This window comes from Bacteroides sp. 90-K9/2 (genome assembly GCF_047310725.1).
Taxonomy (GTDB): domain Bacteria; phylum Bacteroidota; class Bacteroidia; order Bacteroidales; family Bacteroidaceae; genus Bacteroides; species Bacteroides vicugnae.
On sequence record NZ_JBCGVL010000004.1, the window covers coordinates 345,401 to 369,890 of the forward strand.

Below are 24,490 nucleotides of genomic sequence, written 5' to 3' on the forward strand. Positions count from 1 at the left end.
TTACATAATTACTGCCAGAAAACGTACCGTTTTGCCATCGAGCGCTTTCATGCCATGTGGAAGTTTAGAGTTAAAATAAATGCTGTCGCCTTGGTTGAGGATGATTTCTTTGCCTTCGATGTTGATAAGCATACGTCCTTCGATGACAAGGTTGAATTCCTGTCCGTTATGTTTGTTATAATGGATCGGCTCGTCGATTGCTTTCGGTTCAACGGTAACGATGAACGGGTCGGCGGTACGGTTCATGAATCCTGAAGCCAGCGATTGGTATTTATAAGCTTTGGTACGTTCGATGCTGACACCTTTGCCGGCACGGGTCACAAAGTAGCTGCTCATTTTAGGCTCTTCGCCAAACATCAGGGCGTCGAGAGCTACATTGTACGTACGGGCTATTTTTTGTAACATACTGACGGAGATATCGTACTCTCCAGTTTCCGCAAGCCGGTATTCCTCAGCAGAAATGTCGCTGTCGCGGGCAATGTCTTCAGAAGTCAATTCGAGTACATCACGTAGTCCGCGAAGGCGTTCTGCTATCTGTTTAATTTGGTCATTCATATTGTTGAAGTTATAAGTGATTAGTTATAGTAATTTTGCGAAATGATTTCATTTTATTCAGGCACGGATTACACGGATTTCACGGTTTTTAGTATTATAATTGTATAAAGCAACAGCGTAATCCGTGTAATCCGTGCCTGAACTTACTGACAGTCTTATTGTTATTTCGACGCTTTCATCGCTCGGATGATAGCGGAAGTGAAGCCGTTATGCTCCAGTTCGTTGATTCCCTTGATGGTGATTCCGCCCGGAGTAGTCACCTTGTCGATTTCTACGCTGGGGTGGGTGTCATTGTTCTGAATCAGTGCGGCCGCTCCTTTTAAGGATTGGGCTATCATCTGCATGGCATCTTTAGGACGGAGTCCCATTTCAATTCCGGCTTGCATGGCTGCCTGAATGTATTTCAGAACGTAAGCGATACCGCAGGATGCCAATGCAGTGGCTGCCGCTATTTTATCTTCGGGAATCAGCATCACTGTTCCCATCTCGCTGAATAGCCGGAGGACGAATTTGTCTTGTTCATCATTCGTGTTGCGGGCAGCGACAAGCGTCATGCTTTCCAGTTCGCTGATAGCGGTATTCGGAATCAGACGGAACATCGGCATTTCCGGTGCAACGACACAATGAGCCAATTCTTCAAAGCTGATGCCGGCGGCTACAGAAATTAGTATCTGTTTGCTTTTCAGTTTCAATTCGCGCATCACAGGTTCCATAAACCACGGTTTGACGGCGAGGATGACAATATCTGCTCCTGCGGCAGCTTCCGCATTATTGTTCGTGATAGAGATACCCGGAAATTCATTCTTCAGTTTCTCTAGTTTTCCGGCACTGGGATTGGATACAATGATATCCGAATCGTCTATCAGACTTCCTTTTGCCAGGCCACGGGCTATTGAACCGCCCATGTTTCCTGCACCGATAATGGCTATTTTCATATACGCTTGTTTTTAATGAGTTGTTACAGACAAAGGTAACGGTTAATTACGAAAAAACAAAAAGCAGCCAGAATAAGAACTAAATTTCTAATAGAGGCTGCTTTTATCGTTGGCTGTTTATTAATCAAATGAGCGGTTAGAGTACTTTCTTGAACCGGGCAAGGAACTCTTTTGCTTCCTCCATGCTAAGACAAAGAGGGGGCAACAGGCGAAGTACATTCGTGCCGCTTGCTCCGGTGAATACGTGCTCGTCGTAAATGAGTCGGCTGCGCAGTTCCTTGATTGGTTCTTCAAATTCAAGTCCGATCATGAGTCCGCGTCCGCGCACTTCCTTAATTTGCGGGAATTTCTTTAGTTCTTCCAGTAAATAGTCACCTACAGCTTTTGCATTCTCTACCAGATTTTCCTGTTCAATGACATCCATCACGGCGAGAGCTGCCGCACATGCCAGATGGTTCCCACCGAAGGTAGTTCCCAGCTGACCGTATACCGGTTTGAACATCGGGCTGATTAGGACACCTGCCATCGGGAAGCCGTTACCGATTCCTTTGGCTACAGTGATGATGTCCGGTTTGATATCGTTATATTGATGAGCGAAGAATTTGCCGCTACGTCCGTATCCGCTCTGAATCTCATCCAGAATCAGGATGGTTCCTGTCTCGCTACAAGTTTTGCGGAGTTCCTGCATAAATTCGGTGGTCGGTATTTTGATACCGCCTACACCTTGAATTCCTTCAATGATAACAGCACAGGTGTCTCCTTTAGACAATTCCTGCTTCATCGCGTCAATGTCGTTGAGCGGAAGGTAGGTGACATGACCGTTATTGTTGATAGGAGCGATAATGGAAGGATTGTGAGTTGCTTCTACTGCAAGAGACGTACGTCCGTGAAACGCTTTGCTGAAAGATACGATTTTGGTACGTCCGTTGTGGAAAGAAGCCAGCTTCATGGCATTTTCGTTTGCTTCGGCACCACTGTTAATCAGAAACAGGCTGTAGTCTTCGTAACCGGAAATCTTTCCCAGTCGTTCGGCTACCTCTTGTTGAAGCTTATTGATGACGGAGTTCGAGTAGAAACCAAGTTTTGATACTTGATTGCTGATCATCGCTACATAGTGGGGATGCGCGTGTCCGATGGAGATAACGGCGTGACCTCCGTAGAGATCCAGATATTCTATTCCGTTCTCATCCCATACCTTGCAGCCATCACCTTTGACAATGTTGATATTGTATAAAGGATATACATCGAATAAATTCATAATTCTTCTGTTTTTTAGAAAGCTGAAGGCTTCAAACGTAGTCCTATGGTTTCTTCCAGGTTGAACATCAGGTTCATGTTATGAACAGCTTGTCCGCTGGCGCCTTTCAGCAAGTTGTCGATACAAGAGATAATCAATAGCTTGTCGCCATGCTTTTCCAGATGTATCAGGCATTTATTAGTATTAACGACTTGTTTTAAGTCAATATTCTTATCTACGATGTGTACGAAGGAGTCTTTGGCATAATATTCCTCATACATACGAACGATTTCTTCCTGCGCTACTTTGGTCTTGACTACCAGCGTTGCAAAGATACCACGAGGGAAGTCTCCACGGTATGGAATGAAGTCAATATCTGCATCGAAGCTGTTTTGCAGTTGCTTCAGCGATTGCTTGATTTCCGGAACGTGTTGGTGTTCGAATGCTTTGTACACACTCATATTGTTGTTTCTCCAACTGAAATGACTGGTAGCACCCGGTTTCACTCCGGCGCCCGTACTTCCTGTAATGGCATTTACCATCACATCATCCGTCAGCATCAGGTTCTTGGCGAGCGGAAGCAAACCAAGTTGTATGCAGGTTGCAAAACAACCGGGATTGGCTACGTGCTTCGCCGTGCAAGTGGCCCGGCGGTTCAGTTCCGGCAGACCGTAGATAAAGTCATGGTCATCGCTTTTGATACGGTAGTCCATGGAGAGGTCGATAATCTTCAGGTCTTCCGGTATGTTGTGGCTTTCCATGAATTTCTTTGTGTCGCCGTGGGCGGTACAGAAGAAAAGGACGTCGATTTCGTCCAAAGGTAACTGGTCGGTGAATCTTAAATCTGTTTCTCCATACAAGCCTTCGTGTACGTCGGTAATTTTGTTTCCGGCATTACTGCTGCTGTTGATAAATACGATTTCAGTTTCCGGATGGTTGAGCAGCAGACGGATTAATTCGCCTGCTGTATATCCTGCGCCACCAATGATTCCTGCTTTAATCATATCTCTTCGTCTTTGTGGTTATTATAATAAACGCGGAGCGGAGTGGAGGTCACTTTGATAAAGCCTTTTGCATCTTCGGCTGTCCAGCCTTTCTGCATTTCACCGTATTCTCCGAATTTAGTCTTCACCAGATCATCTTCCGATTCTACACCTACGGTAGAGAAAGAGAGCGGGCGAAGTTCGAGGATCGCTGTACCGTTCACATTGCGCTGGCTTTCCTGCAACATGGCTTCGATGTCACGCATGACCGGTTCCAGATATTGACTTTCGTGGAGGAACATACCGTACCAGTTAGCTACTTGGTCTTTCCAGTATTGTTGCCATTTGCTCAATGTATACTTTTCAAGGAAACGGTGAGCGCCGATAATCAACATCGGGGCAGCTGCTTCGAATCCTACACGGCCTTTGATACCGATAATTGTATCGCCTACGTGCATATCACGGCCGATACCGTATGCTGCACCAATCTCTTCCACTTTCTGGATAGCTTTGATCGGGTCGTCAAACTTCTCGTCGTTGACAGCTTTCAGTTCCCCTTTTTCAAAAGTCAGGCGGAGCTGTTCGCTACCTTCTTTTTCAACATGTTTGAGGTAGGCTGTTTCCGGGAGTCCTTGCGCGGAGTCGAGAATTTCGCCGCCACAGATAGAAGTACCCCACAAACCAACGTTATAAGAGTATTTCAGCTTAGTAAAGTCTGCGCTGAAACCATGCTTGTTCAGATAATCAATTTCTTCCTGACGGCTCAATGCCATGTCACGGGTCAATGTGATGATTTCCACATTGGGAGCCAGTACGAGGAAAGTCATATCGAAACGGATCTGGTCGTTACCGGCTCCGGTAGAACCGTGTGCGATGGCGTCTGCACCAATCTCGTTGGCATAGCGTGCGATAGCCAATGCCTGGAAGATACGTTCGGAACTGACTGAAATAGGATAAGTACCGTTGCGCAGCACATTTCCGAAAACCATGTATTTCAGACTCTTTTCGTAGTATTCTTGGGTAACGTCCAGTGTTACGTATTTCACTGCTCCCAGTTTATAAGCATTTTCTTCGTTTGTCTTCAGTTGTTCTTCACTGAAACCACCCGTATTGGCACAAGCTGCATATACTTCGTAACCTTTTTCTTTGGCGAGGTACATGACGGTGAACGATGTGTCCAGTCCGCCGCTGAATGCCACCACTACTTTTTTCTTCTTTTCTTCCATAGTGCTGTATCTTTTAAATGTTATTTCTTTCTTGTTCTTTTTTTATGTTCCGCGGGTCTGTCGGATCGTACAGCATGGCTGTGCAGATGCAGAACTTACGGTTCTTCGCTACCAGAATGTCATGGTTGATACATCCTTCGCATCCTTTCCAGAAAGCTTCATCGTCTGTCAGTTCATTGAAAGTGACAGGTACGTAACCCAGTTCGGTGTTCATCTTCATGACTGCTGCTCCGGAGGTCAGACTGAATATTTTTGCTTTCGGCCATCGGAGACGTGCGAGTTGGAAAGAAGCCTGTTTGATACGTTTTGCCAACCCTAATCCACGAAAATCGGGATGAACGATCAGACCGGAAGTAGCTACGTACTGCTTGTTTCCCCATGATTCGATATAGGTGAATCCGGCGAAAGTGTCACCGCAAAGAGCAATAATCGCCTTACCTTCTTTCATCTTTGTCGCTACGTATTCGTGTGTGCGTTCCGCAATTCCTGTTCCTCGTACGGCGGCAGCATTTCTGATAGTTTCCAAAATAGTGTCAACGTAAACCTCATGTGAGGCGTCGGCTACCATAACATCTATTTGTTGAGTGTCCATTTCTTTATTATATAATAATAGGTATAATTATTCGATATTGGGAATGATGAGTGACAAAAGCTGGCGTATCTTGCTGGTTGCAACTCCTTCACGCAATACCAGCATAATCGTGTCATCACCGGCAATGGTTCCCAGGATTTCACTGAATTCATTGTTGTCGATGTCATAAGCCATGCTGCTGGCATAACCGGGACGGGTGCGGATAACGGCGATGTTACCGGAAAACTGCAAAGAGATAAATCCGTTGTTGCGTAACATTTCACCGGCACTCTGGTCGGTAGAACGTTTATACATAATGTTGTTCGGCAGTACATATACGTACTTTCCGTTCATACTGGCAGCCTTGGCTACTTTCAGTTGTTTCAAGTCGCGGGAGAGGGTGGCCTGTGTCAGTTCGAAGCCTTCGCGGTTCAGCTCTTGCAGCAGTTCTTCCTGCGAACCGACCTCCTTGCTTGAGATAATCATTTTGATGGCGTCTAACCGATTTGCTTTCTTCTTCATTGTATAATTATTCTAAGAATGGCGCAAAAGTATGCATTATTTCGGAGAAAATATGCATAAAACCAAAGTTTTTTTGCATAAAAGTGAAAAATATGCTAAACGATGAGAGCCTGTTTTTCTGTTTTGTGTCAAAATGTATACCCTTTCAATCAAAATACATAAGGAAAGGGAGGAGGGAATCGCCTATCTTTGCCATGTGGGTAAATGTATACCTTAAACATATAGACAGAATACCATGAAACAAAACTTTTTTGCAGTCGACCTAGGCGCAACGAGCGGTCGTACAATCTTGGGAACTTTCATTGAAGGCGGATTAAATCTGGAAGAGATTAATCGTTTTCCTAACCACCTGATTGAAGTGGGTGGACATTTCTATTGGGATATTTATGCATTATATCGTCACATTATTGACGGATTAAAGTTGGTTGCTCACCGTGGCGAATCTATTGCTTCTATCGGCATCGATACTTGGGGAGTGGATTTTGTATGTGTCGGAAAAGACGGTAACTTGCTCCGTCAACCTTATGCATATCGTGACCCGCATACGGTAGGAGCACCGGAGGCTCTTTTCTCCCGTATCTCCCGTAGCGAAGTGTATGGCAAAACGGGTATTCAGATTATGAATTTTAATTCACTTTTCCAATTAGATACTTTACGTCGCAATCACGACAGCGCATTGGAGGCGGCAGATAAAATTCTGTTTATGCCGGATGCGTTGAGCTATATGCTCACTGGAGAGATGGTGACGGAATATACGATTGCTTCGACAGCCCAGCTGGTGAATGCACAAACACGACGTTTGGAGCCGGAGTTGCTGAAGGCGGTAGGATTGAGTGAGAAGAATTTCGGCCGTTTTGTATTTCCGGGTGAAAAGGTGGGAGTATTGACGGAAGAAGTGCAAAAGATTACCGGACTGGGGGCGATTCCTGTGATTGCTGTAGCCGGACACGATACCGGTTCTGCTGTTGCTGCCGTTCCGGCATTGGATCGCAATTTTGCTTATTTGAGTAGTGGAACCTGGTCGCTGATGGGAGTTGAAACGGATGCTCCGGTGATTAATGCCGAAACGGAAGCGTTGAACTTTACCAATGAAGGCGGTGTGGAAGGAACCATTCGTCTGTTGAAGAATATTTGTGGAATGTGGCTGCTGGAACGTTGCCGTCTGAATTGGGGAGATACAAGTTATCCTGAATTAATCAGTGAGGCGGATGCTTGTGAACCATTCCGTAGTCTGATTAATCCGGATGATGATTGTTTCGCGAATCCTGCGGATATGGAAAAAGCCATTGCTGAATATTGCCGGGCTACCGGACAATCGGTTCCCGAGAAACGAGGACAAGTGGTGCGCTGTATCTTTGAAAGTCTGGCTTTGCGTTATCGTCAGGTGTTGGAGAATTTACGTTCACTTTCTCCCCGTCCGATTGATACATTGCACGTGATTGGCGGAGGTAGCCGGAATGATTTGCTGAACCAGTTTACTGCCAATGCGATAGGCATTCCTGTGGTAGCCGGCCCGTCTGAAGCGACAGCCATCGGTAATGTGATGATTCAGGCTATGGCGGCAGGCGAAGCAACGGATGTTGCCGGTATGCGCCAGTTAATTAACCGTTCTATCCCGTTGAAGACTTATCAACCGCAAGACACGGAAGCTTGGGATACGGCTTATATCCATTTTAAGAACTGTGTTCGGAAATAAATGGAACAACCGACAGAATAATCATTTTTAAAACTAATAGAATATCATGAAAAAAGAAGAACTGATTCAGAAAGCGTATGAAATTGCTGTGGAACGTTATGCAGCAGTAGGTGTAGACACCGAAAAAGTATTGAAAACTATGCAGGATTTTCATCTGTCACTCCACTGCTGGCAGGCTGATGACGTTGCTGGATTTGAAGTACAGGCCGGTTCGTTGACCGGAGGTATTCAGGCAACCGGTAATTATCCGGGCAAAGCTCGTAACATTGATGAACTGCGTGCCGACATCTTGAAGGCTGCTTCTTATATCCCGGGTACTCATCGTTTGAACTTGCATGAAATCTATGGAGATTTCCAAGGTAAGGTGGTAGACCGCGACCAAGTAGAACCGGAACATTTCAAGAGCTGGATTGAATGGGGTAAAGAACATAACATGAAGCTCGACTTCAACTCTACTTCTTTCTCTCATCCGAAATCAGGTGATTTATCACTTTCTAATCCTGATGAAGGTATCCGTCAGTTCTGGATTGAGCATACCAAACGTTGTCGTGCAGTTGCGGAAGAAATGGGTAAGGCACAGGGCGATCCGTGTATCATGAACCTTTGGGTGCATGACGGAAGCAAGGACATTACCGTGAACCGTATGAAATATCGTGCATTGTTGAAAGATTCTTTGGATCAGATTTTCGCTACCGAATATAAGAATATGAAAGATTGTATCGAATCTAAGGTGTTCGGTATCGGTCTGGAAAGCTACACGGTAGGTTCTAACGACTTCTATATCGGTTACGGTGCTTCTCGTAATAAGATGATTACGTTGGATACCGGTCACTTCCACCCGACAGAAAGTGTAGCTGATAAAGTTTCTTCACTGTTGCTTTATGTTCCTGAATTGATGTTGCACGTAAGCCGTCCGGTTCGTTGGGATTCAGACCACGTTACTATCATGGATGACCCGACTATGGAACTGTTCAGCGAAATCGTTCGTTGTGGTGCTTTGGATCGTGTACACTATGGCCTTGACTATTTCGACGCATCTATCAACCGTATCGGTGCTTATGTGATCGGTAGCCGTGCAGCACAGAAATGTATGACTCGTGCTTTGCTCGAACCGATTGCGAAGTTGCGTGAATACGAAGCAAACGGACAGGGATTCCAGCGTCTGGCTCTGCTTGAAGAAGAAAAAGCGCTGCCTTGGAATGCAGTTTGGGATATGTTCTGCTTGAAGAACAATGTTCCTGTAGGTGAAGATTTCATCGCAGAAATCGAAAAGTACGAAGCCGAAGTAACTTCTAAACGATAAGTTATGGATATTTTAATCGGCTTATTGATTATAGCCATCGGTAGCTTTTGCCAGTCCAGTTCTTATGTGCCTATTAAAAAGGTAAAGGAATGGAGCTGGGAAAGCTTCTGGTTAATACAAGGTGTATTTGCCTGGTTAGTGTTCCCGTTCCTGGGTTCACTACTGGGTGTACCCCAGGAAAGTAGTTTGTTCGACTTATGGGGAGCGGGAGGTGCTGGAATGAGCATCTTTTATGGTATATTATGGGGAGTGGGAGGTTTGACTTTCGGGCTTTCCATGCGTTATCTGGGGGTTGCGCTGGGACAGAGTATCTCATTGGGTACTTGTGCCGGTTTCGGAACTCTTCTTCCGGCTCTTTTTGCAGGTACAAACTTGTTTGAAGGTAACGGGTTGATTCTTCTGTTGGGTGTTTGCATCACATTGGCGGGTATTGCCGTTATCGGGTATGCCGGTAGCTTGCGTGCACAAAACATGAGTGAAGAAGAAAAACGTGCTGCCGTAAAGGACTTCGCATTGACAAAAGGTTTGCTGGTTGCACTTCTAGCCGGTGTCATGAGTGCTTGTTTTGCTTTGGGACTGGATGCGGGAACACCTATCAAGGAAGCTGCCTTAGCCGGTGGAGTAGAAGGGCTTTATGCCGGACTTCCGGTGATCTTTCTGGTTACATTGGGGGGATTCCTGACAAATGCAGTTTACTGCCTGCAGCAGAATGTAGCGAATAAATCGATGGGTGACTATGCTAAAGGAAAAGTATGGGGCAATAATTTAGTTTTCTGTGCGTTGGCTGGTGTACTATGGTACATGCAGTTCTTCGGACTGGAAATGGGTAAGAGTTTCCTTACGGAAAGTCCGGTATTGCTGGCTTTCTCCTGGTGTATTTTGATGGCATTGAATGTCACATTTAGTAATGTTTGGGGAATTATTCTGAAAGAATGGAAAGGCGTGTCAAACAAGACCATAACTGTGCTGATAGCTGGTCTGATCGTACTTATCTTCTCATTAGTGTTCCCAAATTTGTTTTAAAAAAATCAGGCACGGATTACACGGATTACACAGTTTTTTTATAACTTGCGACAAAATCAGTGTAATCTGTGTAATCCGTGCCTAATTAAAAAATATATATAGAATGAAATCAATCTTAGAGAATCGTCCGGGACTTGCCAAAGAAGTAAACAAGGTAGCGGAAGTTGCCGGATACTTGTGGCAGAAAGGATGGGCTGAACGTAACGGTGGTAATATCACTGTTAATATCACAGAGTTTGTAGACGATGAAATCCGTCAGATGAAACCGATCAGTGAAGTTAAACCTATCGGTGTAACTCTTCCTTATCTGAAAGGATGTTATTTCTACTGCAAGGGAACTAATAAGCGCATGCGCGATTTGGCTCGTTGGCCAATGGAGAATGGTTCGGTGATCCGTATTCTGGATGACTGTGCCAGCTACGTAATTATTGCGGACGAGGCTGTGGCTCCGACATCGGAATTGCCTTCTCACTTGAGCGTGCATAATGACCTGTTGAGTAAAAACTCTCCTTATAAAGCATCTGTGCATACACACCCGATCGAACTGATTGCCATGACGCATTGCCCGAAGTTCCTGGAAAAAGATGTAGCTACCAATCTGTTGTGGAGTATGATTCCCGAAACAAAGGCATTCTGTCCGCGTGGTTTGGGTATCATTCCTTATAAATTGCCTAGTTCTGTTGAGTTGGCGGAAGCTACCATCAAGGAATTGCAGGATTACGATGTTGTGATGTGGGAGAAACATGGTGTATTTGCAGTAGATTGCGATGCGATGCAGGCGTTCGACCAGATTGATGTACTTAATAAATCGGCTCTCATCTATATTGCGGCGAAAAATATGGGCTTCGAGCCGGATGGTATGAGTCAGGAACAGATGAAAGAAATGACAGTTGCTTTTAATCTCCCTAAATAAAAAAACAATAGCACAACCATGAATCGCATTATTTTAAACGAAACTTCTTACTTCGGTGCCGGATGCCGGAGTGTGATTGCTGTGGAAGCAGCCAGACGTGGCTTTAAGAAAGCCTTTTTTGTAACGGATAAAGACTTGATTAAGTTTGGAGTAGCTGCCGAAATCATTAAAGTATTTGATGAGAACCAGATACCTTACGAACTTTATAGTGATGTAAAAGCTAATCCTACTATTGCAAATGTACAAAACGGTGTGGCGGCCTACAAAGCTTCCGGAGCCGATTTTATCGTTGCTTTGGGTGGTGGCTCTTCTATCGATACTGCCAAAGGGATCGGTATCGTTGTGAACAACCCTGACTTTGCAGATGTGAAATCTTTGGAAGGTGTGGCTGATACCAAACATAAAGCTGTACCTACCTTTGCACTGCCTACTACTGCCGGAACGGCTGCCGAGGTAACGATCAATTATGTGATTATTGATGAAGATGCCCGTAAGAAGATGGTTTGCGTAGACCCGAACGACATCCCTGCCGTGGCTATCGTAGACCCTGAACTGATGTACTCGATGCCGAAGGGACTGACTGCCGCTACCGGTATGGATGCTTTGACGCATGCCATCGAAAGTTATATTACTCCGGGTGCTTGGGTAATGAGCGATATGTTCGAATTGAAGGCTATTGAGATGATTGCACAAAATCTGAAAGCAGCCGTAGACAATGGTAAAGATGTGGCAGCTCGCGAAGCAATGTCGCAGGCACAATATATTGCCGGTATGGGATTCTCGAATGTCGGTTTGGGAATAGTTCACTCAATGGCTCATCCGTTGGGTGCATTCTATGATACTCCTCATGGGGTAGCCAATGCTTTGCTGTTGCCGTATGTGATGGAATACAATGCTGAATCTCCGGCAGCTCCGAAATATATCCATATTGCGAAAGCAATGGGAGTGGACACTACCGGAATGAGTGAAGCAGAGGGCGTTAAAGCTGCTATTGAAGCTGTGAAAGCACTTTCTATCAGCATTAATATCCCACAGAAATTGCATGAAATCAATGTGAAAGAAGAAGACATTCCTGCATTGGCTGTAGCTGCTTTCAATGATGTTTGTACAGGTGGTAATCCTCGTCCTACTTCGGTAGCGGATATTGAAGCCTTGTATCATAAAGCATTCTAAATCTCGTCATAATAAAGTTTGTTTTTATATAAACATCCGGAGATACTTGAAAGTATGCTCCGGATGTTTTTTTATACCCTTGCGTGTGTTTTCTGAAAATAATTCCTATTTTTGTCCAACTCAATTACATGAAAACACTCTGATATGATCGAGGATAATAGTTTGGGATTGGAATTTAAATATCTGATTGTAAATGACATGGACCGTAAATTCGGGCTATGGGTAAATACCGTCGGCTATCAGTCTATCCCTCCCGACTCACCTTATCCATTGAAAGAGCATCCCTCCGGTTACTTTTTTAATGCGGAAAAAGGAAGGGTGCTTCGCGAATATCAGTTGGTCTATATCACCAAAGGGCGTGGTTTGTTTTCATCCGATTCCACTTCTGAAAAGCAGGTTTGTAAAGGCCGGCTGATGGTGCTGTTTCCCGGTCAATGGCATACTTACCGCCCGTTACGGCAGACTGGTTGGACGGAGTATTATATTGGTTTTGAAGGACCAATGATAGACGCCATCGTGAACGATGCTTTTTTGTCGCAGGAACAGCAAATACTCGAAATTGGTATTAATGAAGAGTTGGTTTCCTTGTTCTCCCGTGCCCTTGCTGTGGCAGAAGCGGATAAGATTTCCGCGCAACAATATCTTTCCGGCATTGTGCTCCACATGATAGGAATGATTCTTTCCGTTTCTAAGAATAAGTTTTTTGAGATGAGTGATGTGGACCAGAAGATAGAGCAGGCTAAAATTATCATGAATGAAAATGTTTCCGGTAATGTGGATCCGGAAGAGTTGGCTATGCGGCTCAACATCAGTTATTCATGGTTCCGACGTGTTTTCAAGGAATATACAGGTTATGCTCCCGCCAAGTATTTTCAGGAATTGAAACTACGTAAGGCCAAACAAATGCTGGTCGGAACTTCCCAATCCGTGAAAGAGATTTCTTTTTTCCTGGGTTTCCAGTCTACCGAATACTTTTTCTCTTTTTTCAAGAAGCGTACAGGGCTTACTCCGTTGGAATATCGTTCGTTCGGACGGGAAGAATGAATAGGGTGAAAGTCTATATCTATCAGTAATTTTGCTCTGATTTTGGGAATATCATAAAAACTGTTACTTTTGTGACGAGATTAATGTGTGCTATAAACCATCATTCTTGATATGCGCGGACAAAGACTATCTAATATCCATTTTTTGATTCTGCTATCTCTTTTTGGATTTGTATTTCCACTCCGGTCACAGGAATACAAGTTCAGAACATTGGGTGTGGAAGATGGATTGTCGCAAATAACGGTGAGCGATATTTGCCAGGATGAGAAATCGCGTATATGGATTGCCACTCTGGACGGGCTGAATTGTTTCGATGGCAATCACATCAAAGTCTTCAACCACTTTCATAACGACTCTATCAGTTATGGTAATTTATATGTGACTCAAATGGTGGAAGACGGTCAGGGAAGTCTTTTCCTGTTGGCTTCTACCGGACTTTTCCAGTTCGACCTTGAAACGGAGAAATATTATATCCTTCCGGTGACTTCTCCCTCCACTCTTGCCAAAGGAAAGACGGGAGTGTGGATTGCAGAAGGAGGGAAACTGTTCTTATACGATAAGAATACCCGCCTCTTGAAACCGATGTATGCCGATTTGCAGCTGCCGGACAGTGGCCCGACGATGGTGGAAGGTTCCGAGGGAAGCCTCTGGATTGCTTTGAAAGAGGGTGGGGTGATGCGTGTAGACACTTGCGGAGCGATGTCACTTCACTTGCCCGGAATTAAAGTGATGAAACTGATAAAAAGTAACGACCAGAATATCTGGATAGGTTCGCAGGATCAGGGCGTTTTCTGTTTTTCACCTCAAGGTGCCATCATACATCACTATGAATACAATGATAAGAGTGTTTACACGGTTCGGGATGATATGGCGAGAGCGTTATGTCAGGACTTGGAAGGGAATATATGGGTAGGCTACAGAAGTGGATTGAGTAAGATTGAAGTGGCTACCGGGAAAATATTCCATTATCAGGCAGATCCTAACCGGGTGGGTGCCATGTCCAATCGTTCGGTGACGTCTCTTTATACAGACAATCAGGGAACTGTTTGGGTGGGGACTTATTGGGGAGGGGTAAATTTCTTCTCTCCGGAATATCAGCATTTTGTGCATTATCATGCTTCGGACACCGGATTGTCTTTTCCCGTGGTCGGTGCTATGGCGGAAGATAAAGCCGGAAATATCTGGATTTGTACGGAAGGAGGCGGATTGGATTTATATCAACCGGAGCAAGGGAAGTTCAAGCATTTTAATACGCATACGGGATATCATTTCAGTACGGACTATCTGAAAGATGTTGTTTTTGATGAGGCTAATAATTGCTTATGGATTGCTGCTGACTTTACCAATAAGGTGAATTGTTTTCATCTTGATAACTATCGGAATGATATCTATAATCTCGAACCGCTTGGAGAAGAAAGTGTAGGAGAAGCCCTGTTTGCTTTGGCAGATACGCCTCGTAAATTGTATGTCGGGACAACATCAGCTATTGTGAGTTTGGATAAACAGACCTTGAAACCGGAGGTGTTGTTTCATCAGAAGGAATTGTTTACACATAACTACAACACCCTATTGCTTGATTCGAAAAACAGATTATGGTTTGCTTCCGATGACGGTTGTGTAGCTTATGTGATTGAGGAAAAGCGGTTTGAAACCTATAGGATAAGTCTGAAGAAACGGGTCAGATCTCAAAAAGAGCTGGTCAATGTTATCTATGAAGATCGGAAAGGAAATATTTGGGTAGGGACACATGGAAACGGACTTTTCTTGTTGGATAAGAAAGACCGTTCATTTCATTTGCATACTCCTGAAAGTGTATTGTCAGGAGAAAATATCAGGGTATTGGGTGAAACTCCTTCCGGAAATTTGCTGATTGGTACCGGGCATGGATTGTCAATGCTGGAGCAGAAAGAGGGAAAAGTGATTAACTTCAATTCGAAAACAGGGTTTCCTCTGACTCTTGTGAACCGGAAATCCATGCATGTATCGCGCAATCATGATATTTATATGGGAGGGGCCACCGGACTGGTTACCATTCGTGAAAGTAGTCTGTATTATCCTCCGAAAATATACGATCTGGAGTTGGCGCATTTGTATGTCAACAACAAAGAGATAACAACAGGCGATCAAACTGGTATTTTAAATAAATCCTTTGCCTATACCGACCGGATCAAATTGAATTACTTGCAGAATGTGTTTTCTATCGGCTTCTCGACAGATAATTTTTTGCATATAGGCGGGGGTGAGGTAGAATACCGGTTGATGGGGTATAATGATGAATGGAGCGAGAACCGTTTGGGAAATGATATTACTTATACGAACATCTCTCCGGGCGATTATGTCTTTGAGATCAGGCTGAAGAACTTCCCGGAAGTAATCAGATCGCTGAATATAACGATTACGCCACCTTTCTATGCCACTTGGTGGGCCTATACGATTTATGTATGCGTGATTCTTACTATGCTATTCTTTATCGTGAGAGAATATAGAATCCGTCTGTTCCTGAAAACTTCATTGGATTTTGAACTTCGCGAGAAGCAATACATTGAAGAGATGAATCAATCCAAACTTCGTTTCTTCACGAATATCTCGCATGAAATCAGAACTCCGATCACTCTTATTCTGGGACAGGTTGATCTGTTGCTGAATTCCGGCAAATTGTCTACCTATGCTTATTCAAAACTGTTGAATATACATAAAAATGCAGGTAACCTGAAATCATTGATTACTGAATTGCTTGATTTCCGGAAACAGGAACAGGGACTTTTGAAACTGAAAGTTTCTCAATTTGACTTATATTCTTTGCTCAAAGAGCATTATGTATTGTTCAAGGAGTTGGCTGCTAACAGGAATATTTCGTTTGCTTTGCATGCCGACTGCGAGCAATGCCTCGTGTGGGGAGACCGGATGCAAATACAGAAGGTGGTTAATAACCTGCTGTCTAATGCTTTTAAATATACTTCAGACGGTGGAACTATCCGTATGGAATTGGCTGATGGAACGGAGGAATGTATGTTTTCCGTTTCCGATAATGGTGCGGGAATCTCCGAGGAAGACTACGTTAAGATATTCGAGCGGTTCTATCAGGTTGAGAATATAGGACAGTATGGAGGAACAGGTATCGGACTGGCTTTGAGTCAGGGTATTGTGAAAGCCCATCAGGGGGATATAACAGTAGAAAGTCAGTTGGGAAAAGGCTCTTGTTTTAAGGTCATTTTGAAAAAAGGGGATGCTCACTTTGATTCTTCTGTTGCCCGGGTTGAACCGGAGCGGGATAAGGAATATATTTATTATTCGGAAGATAAAGAACTGTTGGTTAAGGAGGTGCGGTCAGCCCAGAGTGAAAGCGGGACTACTGACTGTAAGTTATTGGTAATTGATGATAATGAAGAGATCAGAAATATCCTTGTGGATATTTTCTCTCCATTGTACACGGTTGAAACTGCAAGTGATGGCAAGGAAGGATACGAGAAAGTAAAGGTGATGCAGCCCGATCTGGTTATTTCGGATATCATGATGCCCGGAATGCCCGGAACAGAGTTATGTGCCAAGATCAAGAACAATATAGAAACCTGCCATATACCTGTCGTTCTTCTGACTGCCCTTAGTGCTCCCGAACGTGAGTTGGAAGGATTGAGAATTGGAGCGGATATTTATGTGGTGAAGCCATTTAATATGCGGCGGCTGGTGATGCAATGCAATAATCTCATTAATACCCGCAGACTTTTACAGAATAAATATGCCCATCAATTGGATAGCAAGGCGGAGAAGATTGCAACGAACGAACTCGACCAGAAGTTTATCGAACAAGCTACTCAAGTGGTGGAAGATAATATGGAAAATCCCGAATTCAGTGTAGATGCTTTCTCACGGGAGATGGGGGTGGGGCGTACTGTCTTATTTCAGAAGATAAAAGGTATCACGGGAAGTACGCCAAATAATTTTATCATGAATCTCCGTCTGAAAAAGGCTGCGTATTTTCTGCTGAATGCTCCGGAGATGAACATTTCGGATATTGCTTACCGGTTAGGATTTGGAAATCCTCAATACTTCAACAAATGTTTTAAAGAACTTTTTGATATAGCTCCTACACAGTATAGGAAATCTCATGATGCCCCTTCCGATCCCTCTGTAAAGTGATTAAAATAAGTCATCTGAATTTTTAGACTAGATAAAACGAACAATTCGATAGGGTGCAATATGCTCAAATGCGATACTTTTGTGGCGTTGGATCATGCCAGCTTGTACTTGAGTTTTCTTTAATTAGGTGTGTCCGCACACACTTTTATTTAGCAGACCAAGTATGATATAATCTTTATTCTAATATAATAATTATTGTATAGTATTATGAAAGACAATCATCCGTGTAATAAATAAAAGATAACATCTTACAGGAGAGAACCAATGTATTTCTCCTAATTAATTAAGTAGTGAGTAAAACCTTGATAATTAACCAATTTAATTTTATTCTAGTTATGAAAAATTTGCAGAGTAGGACAAAAGTGCGGTTGTTGCAGTCGTTTCTTTTGATTTCCTTGAGTCTCCTTTTCCTTGTCCATCCGGCTTATGCTCAAGGCGGGTTTGCAGTGAAGGGAGTTGTTGTGGATAAAACAGGATTTCCTTTGCCTGGCGCTAACGTGATGGAGAAAGGAACATCTAATGGGACAATTACGGATTTAGATGGTAATTTCTCATTGAATGTTTCAAAGAAGGGAGTTACTTTGACTGTATCATTCATGGGATATACCCCTAAAGAGGTAGTAGTGAAAGATAAAACAATGAATATTACGCTTGAAGAGAACTCTAAGTTACTGGACGAAGTAGTGGTAGTGGGTTACGGTACGATGAAAAAGCGTGATGTGACGGGAGCTATTACTTCCATCTCAAGTGAGGCTATTGAGCAGAAAATGGCTACTAATGTTTTTGAAGCACTGCAAGGTACTACTGCCGGTGTACAGGTAGTGTCAGGTTCGGGACAGCCCGGTGAGTCTTCTTCTATTAAAATTCGTGGTACTTCCACTTTCTCCGCCGAAGGAGTGACTCCTCTTTATATTGTAGATGGTGTGCCTTTGGAAAGTATCGACGGTATCAATACCAATGATATTACTTCTATGGAGATTTTGAAAGATGCTGCTTCTGCAGCTATCTACGGTTCCCGTTCGGCTAACGGTGTGATTATTATCACTACCAAGAGCGGTCAGGAAGGTAAAGCCCGTATTGATATCAAGTATAATCACTCATGGGGTACATTGTCTCATAAGGTGCCACAGGCAAATCGCAAAGAGCGTCTGTTGTACGACCAGTACCGCAAAGAGTATTTTGAAACATACGGCGGAGGTAATCCTGACGAAAGTAGTGATATACTGAATGATCCGTTGAACTCTTTCTTTAATGTAGACAATGATTATCTGGACATGATTACGAGCACTGCGCAGAAAGATCAGGTGGATATCAGCGTAGGTGGCGGTACGAAGAAACTGAAATATTTCATCAATACCGGTTATTATAACGAGAAAGGTATTATTTCCAATACCGGTTTTCAAAGATTAAATACTCGTATCAACTCCGATTATTCACCGACAGACTGGATGAATATGGGTAGCCGTATTTCTTTGACTTATTCTAAGAAGAAAGGTCTGAATGAAGGTACATTATTGAGTGCGGTATTGACTCGTCGCCCTTATTTCAATACTTATTATCCGGATGGCTCTTTGGTTGGAGTGTTTAATGGTCAGAAGAACCCTATTGCACAGGTTAATTATACAACTGACTTTACAGACTCTTATAAGGCGAACTTTTTCCAGTTCTTTGAAATCAAATTCAACAAATATCTGAAGTTCAGAGCCAATATCAATGCCAACTTCTATCTGGACAAGCGCAAAAAACTCGAACCGAGTCTTATCACCGATGAATGGCAGAAACAGAATAAGGGCTATTCTTATAATTACTTGAACTGGAACTGGATGAATGAAGATTTCATCACTTATGCACGTAAGATCAAGGGACATAATTTCAGCGCAATGGTGGGTGTCAGTGCTCAACAATGGCGTTATGAAAATGAAACCTTTGTAGGTTTGAATTCATCCACCGACTTTATTTATACGATGAATGCCTTTGCTGCTAATTTGGATTTGTCTTCTACGGGATCTACCTTGAGCAATCACTCCATGGCTTCTGTCTTTGCACGTGTGACGTATGATTATCTGGGAAAATATCTGTTTACAGCGAATATGCGTCGTGACGGTTCTTCCCGTTTCGCGAAAGAAAACAAATGGGGAAATTTCCCGTCAGTGTCAGTGGGATGGCGTTTCTCTGATGAGAAGTTCATGAAGTTCTCGAAGAAATTCCTGGAAGATGGTAAGATACGTGTAAGTTATGGTATTACGGGTAATGAAGCGATCGGAAACTATGACTATATTTATTCTTATTCTCCGAATTCTATCTATGACGGAGTGGGTGGTGTTATTCCGACCCGTATCGGTAAAGACAACCTGAAATGGGAGGAAACCAAACAGTTCAACCTTGGTTTGGACTTGAATTTCTGGAATAGCCGTTTGACGATTACTGCCGATTACTACGATAAATATACAGACGGTCTGTTGGCAAACTACCAATTGCCTAAAGAATCCGGTTTTGCATATATGAAGACAAACGTCGGTGAGATGAGTAACCGCGGTTTTGAAATTGCCGTTACCGGTGATATTATCCGCACAAAGGACTGGAAGTGGAATGCTTCTTTCAATATCTCCAGAAATATCAACCGCATTGAGAAACTGTCTGAAGGTAAGGCATATATGGAAGGTGATATCTGGTGGATGCAAGAAGGCGGCCGTGTAGGTGACTTCTATGGATTTAAAAGCGCCGGTATCTTTGCTTACGACGAATCGAACGCTTTTACAGATAAATGGGAACAACTGACTCCGGTATTTGAAAATGGTGTATTCCAATACAAGTATTTATTGAATGGAAAGGAATATGCAGGTGATATCCGCCAGAAAACGTTACCGAACGGCAAACCGTTCCGTGGTGGAGATTACAACTGGGAAGAGCCGGAAGGAACTCGTGATGGTGTGATTGATGATAATGACCGTATGGTGATTGGTAATGCCATGCCTGATGTGACCGGTGGTTTGAATACAACCGTGACTTGGAAAAGCGTAAGCTTGTATTTGGGATTCTATTATTCTTTGGGAGGACAGATTTATAACGCTGCCGAACATAATCGTAATATGTTCAAATATACCGGAACCACTCCTTCACCGGAAGTCATTCATAATATGTGGTTGCATCCGGGCGATCAGGCCATCTATCCGCGTCCGTATAACGATGATTTCAACAATGCGCGTATGGGTAACTCGTTCTATTTGGAAGATGCTTCATTTATCCGTTTGCAGAACGTACGTATAGCCTATGATCTTCCTGAAAACTGGATAAAGAAGCTGATGTTGAAGAATATAAACATCTACGCTTTTATAAACAATGCATTGACATGGACCAACTATTCGGGATTCGATCCTGAATTCTCTACAAGTAATCCTTTGCAGGTAGGTAAAGACTCTTATCGTTATCCGAGAAAGAGAGAATATGGTATTGGTTTTTCTGCTAACTTTTAATTGAAAATATCGTATGAAGAATATAAAATATTTTGTTGGAGCTGTATGCCTGGCTCTATCATTGAATAGCTGTTCGGACTTTCTGAATGAGGAACCGGTGAGTGAAATCCCGGCAGGTGACATGTGGCAGACCGCTCGTGATGCTAAGGCAGGTATAAATGAAATCTACGGATTGCTGCGTTCCACTTTACGCGAGAATTATTTTTATTGGGGTGAATTCCGTTCGGATAACGTAGCTCCCGGAGCACCGGTGATGGCCGATCAGGCACGTGTGATTAATAACCTGATGTCTACGGACGAGAAATGTGCGAAATGGACAACCTTGTATCAGATGATTAACCAGACCAATCTGGCCATCAAATATGTTCCTAATATCAGTATGCCCGACGTGGCAGACCGTAACGATTACCTCGGACAAGCGTATGCGCTACGTGCTTTGTCCTACTTCTATGCTATCCGTGTCTGGGGAGACGTACCTTTGTTTATAGAACCTACTGAAAAGTATTCGGAGGCTATTTACAAGGAACGTACAGATAAGAATTATATTATTGATAATGTAATTCTTCCGGATCTGAAGAAAGCGGAGAGTCTGATTAACCGTAACAAAAATTACGAACGCAAGCGTATCTCTATCTGTGGCGTTTGGGCCATCATGGCTGATGTTTATATGTGGACAGAGCAATATAATTTGGCTGATCAGACCATTGATAAGATGGCTGATATAAAATCTTCCAAAGGGCGTCTGGTAGATTTTGAACCCTCTATTCAAACTTGGCATACAATGTTCACAGAGGAATTGAATAACAAGCCATCGGATGATACTCCGGAAAATGATGAGTATTCTACAAAAGAGTTTATTTTCCTGATTCATTTTAATATGGATGAAGTGGGAACCAATGGTTATAGTTATATGTATCAATGGTTCTCCGGCTCTGGTAACCGTGCTGCCGTTTTGTCGGATAAGTTGATGAGTGTTTTCAATGAACCGGATATGCAGGGTGATTTACGTAAAGCTTATACTGTGAAAGATTATCAGAATGGAAACGAATTACGTAAATATATGGCCGGTGATATTAGTAACTCATTAAATAAGACTTGTGAGGTTGCTTATCCTATTTATCGCTACACGGATATGTTGTTATTGCAGGCCGAAGCACGTGCCCGTTTAGGAAAATGGGAAGAAGCTTTGGATTTAGTGAAGAAAGTACGTGACCGTGCCGGACTGGTTACTCCTACTGCACTTAGTTTTGCATCGGAAGATGAAGTCATTAATTATATTCTGCGTGAACGGCAGGTAGAGTTAGTGGGTGAAGGCCGTCGTTGGTTCGACTTGTTACGTACAGGGAAATGGAAAGAAGTGATGAAGCCTATTAATGGCATGAGTCAGGATGGAAATGAGCTGTTCCCGATTCATTATTCTCACATATTGGAGAATCCGAAGATAACTCAGAATGCATATTATGGTAACAATTAAAAAGATTGAAACGATGAAAAAGACAATATATAGAACGCTTTTCTTTTGCTTGAGCGTTATTGCGCTAGCTGGGTGTGACTTGGAATTGCAGAAGAATTATGATTATGAAGCATCAGTAGATGATCCTCATGTAAATGTAACAGCTTGGGAGTATTTTCAGGATCATCAGGATATGTTCTCTGAATTTACTACCGCTATAGAGTATACAGGTTTGAAGGATTATTATACTCAAACCGAAAATAAATACACTTATTTGGCTTTGAATAATACGGCAATGCAATCATACCGTGAAAATGCCTTTCCGGGGATAGCCTCTATTACGGACTGTGATAAAGAAACGGTGAAAAATATGCTTTTATACCATATTGTAGATGGTGAATACAGTTCCTATGGTCAACTGCAGGTGGAAGCTATGTTTGTTTTGACGATGCTTCCCGGGGAAAAGGGATTGATGACAATGTCTGTCTGGAAGAACCCGTGGCAGGCTGCCGTAGGCAAGATCTTGGTGAATGAAACGGGTAGTAATGGCAAATCACCTCAGCGTAATGCCAAAACTAGTAATATTTTGCCGACGAATGGTGTCATTCATATCTTCGAGAAATATTGTTATTACCAGAAATAATCAGTATTACATTAAAATGAGTTTATTATGATTCGTAAATTATATACCATCTTATTAATCGGGCTTTGTTTAAACTTAGTAGCTTGCGGCGACGACAATGAAGGCATTGATCCTAATGCGTCTGCTCCTGTTATCAAATTCCCGATGGAACAATTGGATGTTGATTTGAATAAAGTCGACAATCTGCCAGTAGTAGCTGTAATCAAGTCCCAGGCTGGATTGCAGAGCGTAACGATGAAAATCCAGACTGTAGAGGGTACTGTTGAGTATAAGACTGTCACGGATTTTTTTAATCCGAACTCTTATAGTTTGTCGGAAAACTTAGAATATAATGCAAATTATCAGGCATTTATTATTGAAGCGACTGATAAACTGAATCATGCTATCACAGGAACACTGCCCATATCTGTGACTGATGTGGTAGAACGTCCGGTTATCACTTTTGATCCGGAAGAGATTATCTATGATGAAATGGATGAGAATCCTACTATTCCTCGTACTACATTTAAAATAACTTCGGAGGCTGGTTTGAAAACAGTTGAAATGTATTTGGTTTCGGCTAGTGGACAGGAAGCGAAAGGAACGATAAATTTGAGTGGGGAGAAAGAGTACACGTTTGACGAAATGATTAATTATAAAGAAGGCGACAGAGGTTTTAAAGTAAAAGCGGAAGATACCTATGGTTATATTACGATTTCAACGTTACCTGTAACTTATAAAACTATCCCCGGACCTTCTTTGACCTTAACAGAATCCGCAATTTTTGCAGGTACTGATGCTAAAAAAGGAGTATCTATGCAGATAGAGTCAGTACGTGGAGTGCACGAGGTTGTAATTTACCGTATTGAAAATGGAGCGGAAGTTGAGGCCTTGCGTGAAACTAGAAGTGGAGAACATACTTTGAATTATGCTCCGGAAATAGATTTTACCGAAGCTACTTCAAAACTTAAGGTAGTAGTCTCTGATGGAAGAGAAGGCAAAGAAGCAACAGGCTATGTGAAAGCGTATGTTAATATGGAGGTTGCTACACTGAATGTAGGTAGCCAGCCTCTTGCTAATAATGCACATGAGAAATATCCGGATGCATTTGGAATGGTGTCTTTGAATGATTTGAAAACATACTCTGTTGATTATGCAATCGCTAATGAGGCTAATGCGAAGAATATAGACTTTAAATTCTATTGTTTTGGGGCGGCAGGTACTCCTCGCTTATACTCTATGGATAATACAGGAAAGGATAGTGAGTTTTCCGGGTCTACTGGTAAACTGTCGGCTATAAAGGTGAAAAACTTAACACGTTTTGCTATATTATCTAACTTTGATTATGAGAATGCAACTGTGACTTCTATTTCTTCGGAAATACTTTCAAGTAGTATAACTCAAAGTCTGTTGGATCCTATTGCTGTTGGAAATATTATAGCCTTCCGCACAGGAAGTTCTTCTACAGCAGGTGGAGGAAGAATTGGAGTTATGAAAGTTATTAATATAACGGAACCTAAGGATTTGGTTTCCAATAATGCAACTGCCCGAGTAATGACTGTTGAAATCAAATTCCCCCAAAAGAAGTAAAGATGCTCCCGTTCGCAATGTATTGAAACAGGTG

At 42.9% G+C, this 24,490-nt stretch carries 18 protein-coding genes; 11 read left to right on the forward strand and 7 right to left on the reverse strand.

Translation table 11 applies throughout. From position 1 onward, the window contains the following. The 7 genes from AAHJ11_RS12485 to AAHJ11_RS12515 form a co-directional block, all read right to left on the reverse strand. Positions 1–555: a helix-turn-helix domain-containing protein gene (locus AAHJ11_RS12485; protein WP_148363934.1), complete on the reverse strand. Its 555-nt coding sequence runs from the start codon at positions 553–555 to the stop codon at positions 1–3. A 161-nt stretch (positions 556–716) separates the two neighbouring features. Then, on the reverse strand, positions 717–1,490 hold the full coding sequence (proC, locus tag AAHJ11_RS12490; protein ID WP_148363933.1) for a pyrroline-5-carboxylate reductase: 774 nt from the start codon (positions 1,488–1,490) through the stop codon (positions 717–719). Between the two features lie 136 nt (positions 1,491–1,626). Further along, positions 1,627–2,748: an aspartate aminotransferase family protein gene (locus AAHJ11_RS12495; RefSeq protein WP_195649292.1), complete on the reverse strand. Its 1,122-nt coding sequence runs from the start codon at positions 2,746–2,748 to the stop codon at positions 1,627–1,629. 14 nt (positions 2,749–2,762) lie between these two features. After that, positions 2,763–3,731 carry an N-acetyl-gamma-glutamyl-phosphate reductase gene (gene argC / locus AAHJ11_RS12500; protein ID WP_195649291.1) on the reverse strand — a complete coding sequence of 323 codons (969 nt, stop codon included), beginning with the start codon at positions 3,729–3,731 and terminating at the stop codon, positions 2,763–2,765. After that, positions 3,728–4,936, reverse strand: coding sequence for an argininosuccinate synthase (locus AAHJ11_RS12505; protein WP_004310468.1), 1,209 nt, complete (start codon positions 4,934–4,936; stop codon positions 3,728–3,730). The genes argC and AAHJ11_RS12505 overlap by 4 nt, the downstream gene beginning before the upstream one ends. 13 nt (positions 4,937–4,949) lie before the next feature. After that, positions 4,950–5,528 carry a GNAT family N-acetyltransferase gene (locus AAHJ11_RS12510; protein ID WP_143257045.1) on the reverse strand — a complete coding sequence of 193 codons (579 nt, stop codon included), beginning with the start codon at positions 5,526–5,528 and terminating at the stop codon, positions 4,950–4,952. A gap of 27 nt (positions 5,529–5,555) precedes the next feature. Further along, complete coding sequence (locus AAHJ11_RS12515; protein WP_004299854.1) at positions 5,556–6,029, reverse strand: arginine repressor; 474 nt, start codon at positions 6,027–6,029, stop codon at positions 5,556–5,558. Positions 6,030–6,264: 235 nt separating this feature from the next. On the opposite strand from AAHJ11_RS12515, the gene rhaB reads away from it, so the two are divergent. The 11 genes from rhaB (at position 6,265) to AAHJ11_RS12570 (ending at position 24,456) form a co-directional block, all read left to right on the forward strand. Next, positions 6,265–7,725, forward strand: a complete 1,461-nt coding sequence (gene rhaB, locus AAHJ11_RS12520) for a rhamnulokinase (protein ID WP_258979400.1) — start codon at positions 6,265–6,267, stop codon at positions 7,723–7,725. Between the two features lie 46 nt (positions 7,726–7,771). Beyond that, a complete protein-coding gene (locus AAHJ11_RS12525) occupies positions 7,772–9,028 on the forward strand; it encodes an L-rhamnose isomerase (protein ID WP_004299875.1) in 1,257 nt (418 codons plus the stop codon). Positions 9,029–9,031: 3 nt separating this feature from the next. Next, positions 9,032–10,051, forward strand: a complete 1,020-nt coding sequence (gene rhaT, locus AAHJ11_RS12530) for an L-rhamnose/proton symporter RhaT (RefSeq protein ID WP_148363928.1) — start codon at positions 9,032–9,034, stop codon at positions 10,049–10,051. Between the two features lie 103 nt (positions 10,052–10,154). Further along, entirely contained in the window at positions 10,155–10,964 is an 810-nt protein-coding gene (gene rhaD / locus AAHJ11_RS12535; protein ID WP_008997894.1) for a rhamnulose-1-phosphate aldolase, read from the forward strand. Positions 10,965–10,982: 18 nt separating this feature from the next. Beyond that, entirely contained in the window at positions 10,983–12,137 is a 1,155-nt protein-coding gene (fucO, locus tag AAHJ11_RS12540) for a lactaldehyde reductase (RefSeq protein WP_004304988.1), read from the forward strand. 144 nt (positions 12,138–12,281) lie between these two features. Next, positions 12,282–13,181, forward strand: coding sequence for an AraC family transcriptional regulator (locus AAHJ11_RS12545; RefSeq protein WP_148363927.1), 900 nt, complete (start codon positions 12,282–12,284; stop codon positions 13,179–13,181). Between the two features lie 111 nt (positions 13,182–13,292). Further along, the gene (locus AAHJ11_RS12550; RefSeq protein ID WP_320974565.1) at positions 13,293–17,318 is read left to right on the forward strand and encodes a two-component regulator propeller domain-containing protein; all 4,026 of its coding nucleotides are present in this window, start codon (positions 13,293–13,295) and stop codon (positions 17,316–17,318) included. 335 nt (positions 17,319–17,653) lie between these two features. Next, positions 17,654–20,791, forward strand: coding sequence for a SusC/RagA family TonB-linked outer membrane protein (locus tag AAHJ11_RS12555; protein ID WP_195649281.1), 3,138 nt, complete (start codon positions 17,654–17,656; stop codon positions 20,789–20,791). A gap of 13 nt (positions 20,792–20,804) precedes the next feature. Continuing rightward, the gene (locus AAHJ11_RS12560; RefSeq protein ID WP_148363924.1) at positions 20,805–22,265 is read left to right on the forward strand and encodes a RagB/SusD family nutrient uptake outer membrane protein; all 1,461 of its coding nucleotides are present in this window, start codon (positions 20,805–20,807) and stop codon (positions 22,263–22,265) included. A gap of 13 nt (positions 22,266–22,278) precedes the next feature. Further along, positions 22,279–22,887 carry a fasciclin domain-containing protein gene (locus AAHJ11_RS12565; protein WP_148363923.1) on the forward strand — a complete coding sequence of 203 codons (609 nt, stop codon included), beginning with the start codon at positions 22,279–22,281 and terminating at the stop codon, positions 22,885–22,887. 27 nt (positions 22,888–22,914) lie between these two features. Continuing rightward, positions 22,915–24,456 (forward strand): hypothetical protein, encoded by a 1,542-nt coding sequence (locus tag AAHJ11_RS12570; RefSeq protein WP_148363922.1) that lies wholly within the window; start codon positions 22,915–22,917, stop codon positions 24,454–24,456. The last annotated feature ends 34 nt before the right edge of the window (positions 24,457–24,490 follow it).

What these genes read in the sequence shown, in the direction of transcription:
- fucO (WP_004304988.1), top strand. Translation starts at nt 10,983, where the DNA reads ATGAATCGCATTATTTTAAACGAAACTTCTTACTTCGGTGCCGGATGC.
- rhaB (WP_258979400.1), top strand. Translation starts at nt 6,265, where the DNA reads ATGAAACAAAACTTTTTTGCAGTCGACCTAGGCGCAACGAGCGGTCGT.
- argC (WP_195649291.1), bottom strand. Translation starts at nt 3,731, where the DNA reads ATGATTAAAGCAGGAATCATTGGTGGCGCAGGATATACAGCAGGCGAA.
- proC (WP_148363933.1), bottom strand. Translation starts at nt 1,490, where the DNA reads ATGAAAATAGCCATTATCGGTGCAGGAAACATGGGCGGTTCAATAGCC.
- AAHJ11_RS12560 (WP_148363924.1), top strand. Translation starts at nt 20,805, where the DNA reads ATGAAGAATATAAAATATTTTGTTGGAGCTGTATGCCTGGCTCTATCA.
- rhaD (WP_008997894.1), top strand. Translation starts at nt 10,155, where the DNA reads ATGAAATCAATCTTAGAGAATCGTCCGGGACTTGCCAAAGAAGTAAAC.
- AAHJ11_RS12570 (WP_148363922.1), top strand. Translation starts at nt 22,915, where the DNA reads ATGATTCGTAAATTATATACCATCTTATTAATCGGGCTTTGTTTAAAC.
- AAHJ11_RS12525 (WP_004299875.1), top strand. Translation starts at nt 7,772, where the DNA reads ATGAAAAAAGAAGAACTGATTCAGAAAGCGTATGAAATTGCTGTGGAA.
- AAHJ11_RS12485 (WP_148363934.1), bottom strand. Translation starts at nt 555, where the DNA reads ATGAATGACCAAATTAAACAGATAGCAGAACGCCTTCGCGGACTACGT.
- AAHJ11_RS12565 (WP_148363923.1), top strand. Translation starts at nt 22,279, where the DNA reads ATGAAAAAGACAATATATAGAACGCTTTTCTTTTGCTTGAGCGTTATT.
- AAHJ11_RS12495 (WP_195649292.1), bottom strand. Translation starts at nt 2,748, where the DNA reads ATGAATTTATTCGATGTATATCCTTTATACAATATCAACATTGTCAAA.
- AAHJ11_RS12545 (WP_148363927.1), top strand. Translation starts at nt 12,282, where the DNA reads ATGATCGAGGATAATAGTTTGGGATTGGAATTTAAATATCTGATTGTA.
- AAHJ11_RS12515 (WP_004299854.1), bottom strand. Translation starts at nt 6,029, where the DNA reads ATGAAGAAGAAAGCAAATCGGTTAGACGCCATCAAAATGATTATCTCA.
- AAHJ11_RS12550 (WP_320974565.1), top strand. Translation starts at nt 13,293, where the DNA reads ATGCGCGGACAAAGACTATCTAATATCCATTTTTTGATTCTGCTATCT.
- AAHJ11_RS12510 (WP_143257045.1), bottom strand. Translation starts at nt 5,528, where the DNA reads ATGGACACTCAACAAATAGATGTTATGGTAGCCGACGCCTCACATGAG.
- rhaT (WP_148363928.1), top strand. Translation starts at nt 9,032, where the DNA reads ATGGATATTTTAATCGGCTTATTGATTATAGCCATCGGTAGCTTTTGC.
- AAHJ11_RS12505 (WP_004310468.1), bottom strand. Translation starts at nt 4,936, where the DNA reads ATGGAAGAAAAGAAGAAAAAAGTAGTGGTGGCATTCAGCGGCGGACTG.
- AAHJ11_RS12555 (WP_195649281.1), top strand. Translation starts at nt 17,654, where the DNA reads ATGAAAAATTTGCAGAGTAGGACAAAAGTGCGGTTGTTGCAGTCGTTT.